The following is a 3,947-nucleotide window of genomic DNA, read 5'->3' on the forward strand; positions in this document are numbered from 1 at the left end:
CCGAGGGCAATTTCTACATCGGCTCGGATCTCTAATAATCGTGATAAGCCATAAAAGTAACTACCAGCCTGCCCAGGCATTCTCATAGTGTATCGATCTACTTCTTGTTTCACTGCCGCTTCTGAAAACACCACGTCATTGCGTAACAATGTATAGGCGTTTTCTTTTGTTGTTAGACCTAGGTTTAACATCGGGTCTAACATCGCGCGGGCATTACGTAATAATCGGTGTTGAAGCGCTATAAGCTGTGCTTCAATAGGAAGATATGGCAACATTTCTGCTTCGGCGTACAGTGCCCAACCTTCAACGTTTACACTGTTAAAAGCATAATACACTCGGGCCAATGACACGCCCTGCTCTAACATGACCGCAAATTGTAATTCATGACCGGGTCTGCCTTCGTGGGCACTTAATGTATAAGCAACGGCATTAAAATTAAAGTCATCATAAGCAGCGTCACCGGTTAATGCCGGGTTACCTGTTGTTAGTACAAATTGGCCTTGTTCACCTGTGTTACCAATAAACGGTGGTGGTAGCATATGAGGTGCAGGGCTGCCCGCCGCTTCTGCTTCACTCGCCAATCGCATAATCATGTCGCGTTTAGGTAAATTCACCACATTTTGCTGAGTGATTAATCCTTCAAGTTTCTTATTAATAGCTCTGTAATGCTCTTCAATTTTATCGTTGGCTAAAGAGTCTTTTTTCAGTGTTTTAATCACTTCGCGATAATCACTTGATGGCATATTAAATTTTTGTGCCACCAAGGGGGCTAACGCCTGCATATTCGCCTTGGTAATCATGTAACTTGCTTTAGCACGTTCAATCAACAGCTCAGGTTCGATATCAATGCCAACCGTTTTGAGTTTTAAAGCATAAATCTCTGAAGGTAAACGAAAGTCATCTCGGCTAGTCGGAATTACAGTTTTTTCTGCCCACTGGCGGTAATCAGCAATTTGCTGTTTTAGTAACGACAGATTCTCATCGGCTTTTATGAATTCATTTTTCTCAAACAATTGCTGCAAACCTTGCAATAAGGTATCGGTTCTTGCCAGTGCTTGGTTAACTTCTTCTTTTGTTGGCCCCATTAACTTTTTATTGGCTAATGCAGCTTCATATAAGGTTTTGGCTTGTTCAGTTAATGCAGGTTGACCCGATTTACCGACATAACACGCTAAACGAGTATTAGCCGCTTGTTTACGTGTATCTGACATTTGATCATCTAATAATGCTGAAACACCTCTAAAGACAATTAACGGCACATCTACCCAAGGCAGCATGTATTTGTCTTCTAACTTACCAGAGGCAATAGTCTGATCAATATTATTGATAATAATGTTGAGATCTTGACGAACAGGCAATGACTTTTCTGTCTTAAGCGCTTGTAGTAAGGTCTTTTTACTGGCTTCTAGCGTGCGAATATACTTATCTTGTTGTGCCTTAGTAATGCTACTGCACTGACCGTCAACCTCTGTTATGCCAATCGAGCTCGCCATTTCCGGTTGGAATTGGCTAGTGATTTTAATTTGTTTATTGGTATATGCATTACTGACATCAACCCAGGATTCCGCTGATGATACGAACGGAATAAGAACAAGTAGTGGAATCACAGACGTGAGTATTTTGCCTGACATCGGTTTAATCCTTTTTTTATTATGAAGTCATTACTATAACCGAATAGACCACTAAAGTGATGGGCACAGAATTAACTAATCTGTAACGAATAGTGATCATCAGCCATTATGGATAACCCCATTTTAGTTAACGTCGTGATGATAAAAACACTCAGTATGAACATGTCGACATATCGCTAAGTCGCTAAGTCGCAGCCAATAAAAAACCGCAGCGATTGACGCTGCGGCTTATTCTATCGAGATATAATCGATTTTAGCGGATTAGATGATTGTTCATTTAAAACGCAAAGTCTTCGCTATCTAGTGCCATCATTGAATCAACACCATTGGCAATACATGCCGCATGGCCCTTGGCTCTTGGTAACATACGCTGCATATAGAATTGCGCTGTTTTGATTTTAGCTTCATAAAACGCAGTTTCAGTGGTTCCTGCAGCCAATTTGTCTTGTGCCACTTTAGCCATTTTTGCCCAGAAGAAAGCAAGTGTCACATAACCTGCATACATTAAGTAATCAACAGATGCACCGCCGATTTCATCCGGGTTCTTCATCGCTTTGCCGCCAATTAACACGGTCAGTTCATGCCACTCTTTGGCATAAGACATAATCGGTTTAATAAACTCAGCCATCGCTGGGTTGTCCATGTTTTGCTGGCAGAACACGGTAACGTCTTTCGAAAATGGCTTTAATACTTCACCGTTAGTGCCGATGATTTTTCTTGCCAATAAATCAAGTGCTTGAATACCAGTAGTGCCTTCATATAAGCAGCTAATCTTGGTGTCGCGCATTAACTGTTCCATGCCCCACTCTTTAATAAAGCCGTGGCCACCGAATATTTGTACTCCGTGGCTGGTACATTCAAAACCAAGCTCGGATAAAAATGCTTTAGCAATCGGTGTTAGTAAGGCTAGCTTAGTTTCAGCATCAGCTTTAATGGCTTCGTCTTTTTCTGCATGCCCAATATCCACTAGCTGGGCAAGATACGAAATTAACGCTCGGCCGCCTTCAGCAATCGACTTTTGGGTCAATAGCATTCTACGCACATCTGGATGAACAATGATTGGGTCTGCTGGGCCATTAGGGTTTTTAACACCGCTAATTGAACGCATTTGTAGGCGATCTTTTGCGTAGGCTAATGCCCCCTGGAATGACGCTTCAGCAGCTGCAACACCTTCACTTGCCACACCAATACGCGCAGCATTCATAAAGGTGAACATGCACTTAAGGCCACGATTAGGTTCACCAATCAAATGCCCCGTTGCACCATCAAAATTAATCACACAGGTAGCGTTACCATTAATACCCATTTTGTGTTCAATAGAACCACAACTCACGCCGTTTCTATCTGAAATTGTACCATCTTCATTAACGTTGAACTTAGGTACGATAAATAGCGAGATACCTTTGTTGCCTTCTGGCGCACCAGGAATACGGGCAATAACAATATGCACAATGTTGTCAGACAGATCATGCTCGCCTGCTGAGATAAAGATTTTAGTGCCACTTAATGAATAAGTGCCGTCAGCTTGCAGTTCAGCTTTGGTGCGCAACATGCCTAAGTCAGTACCACAATGTGGCTCTGTTAAACACATTGTGCCAGTCCACTTACCTTCTACTAGGCTTGGCATAAACTGCTGTTTTTGAGCATCTGTACCGTGGGCTTCAATTGTGGCTAATGCGCCATGGCTAAGGCCTGGGTACATAGCAAAGCTGTGGTTCGCGCTGGAAAACAACTCAGCAATACTGATATTTAATGAATGAGGTAAACCTTGGCCACCAAACTCTTCAGACTGAGATAACGTTGGCCAGCCGCCTTCTACATATTGCGCATACGCCTCTTTAAATCCGTCTGGTGTGGTTACAACGCCATCTTTCCAGGTACAACCTTGTTGATCGCCAATTTGATTTAATGGTGCAACAACTTGTTCCGTTAATTTTGCCGCTTCAGCAATAATGGCATCAACCATGTCGATACTGGCATCTTGGTAACCCAAACGCTGATAGTGCCCTTCACAATCTAACAGCTCTTGCATAACAAATTTTACGTCACGAATGGGGGCTTTATATTCAGGCATTGTTACTCTCCATGTCATTATCAATCGATATCTAGTTAGTGATTATTTGGATGAAACCTTTCATACCAATAATGTTTGTACTACTGATGCTAAGTTAACTGTAAGTATTATCCAAATGCATATTAATAATATGTATACATTCGTTTGAATTATAGTTTACGACCATTAAACGACTGATATCAATCACTACGTCATAAAATTCACACTTCTTTAAGCAATTATTCATCCTGTGCATGGCTCAA

General features: G+C 41.8%; 2 protein-coding genes. Both read right to left on the reverse strand.

All coding sequences use genetic code 11. The annotated features are described in order from the left end of the window. The coding region (locus CXF78_RS13845; RefSeq protein WP_102037129.1) for a DUF885 domain-containing protein at positions 1 to 1,631 on the reverse strand (1,631 nt) is incomplete at its 3' end. 277 nt (positions 1,632 to 1,908) lie between these two features. Beyond that, positions 1,909 to 3,705 carry an acyl-CoA dehydrogenase C-terminal domain-containing protein gene (locus CXF78_RS13850; protein ID WP_102037130.1) on the reverse strand — a complete coding sequence of 599 codons (1,797 nt, stop codon included), beginning with the start codon at positions 3,703 to 3,705 and terminating at the stop codon, positions 1,909 to 1,911. Positions 3,706 to 3,947 lie beyond the last annotated feature (242 nt).

Source organism: Shewanella sp. 11B5 (genome assembly GCF_002836795.1).
Lineage (GTDB): Bacteria > Pseudomonadota > Gammaproteobacteria > Enterobacterales > Shewanellaceae > Shewanella > Shewanella frigidimarina.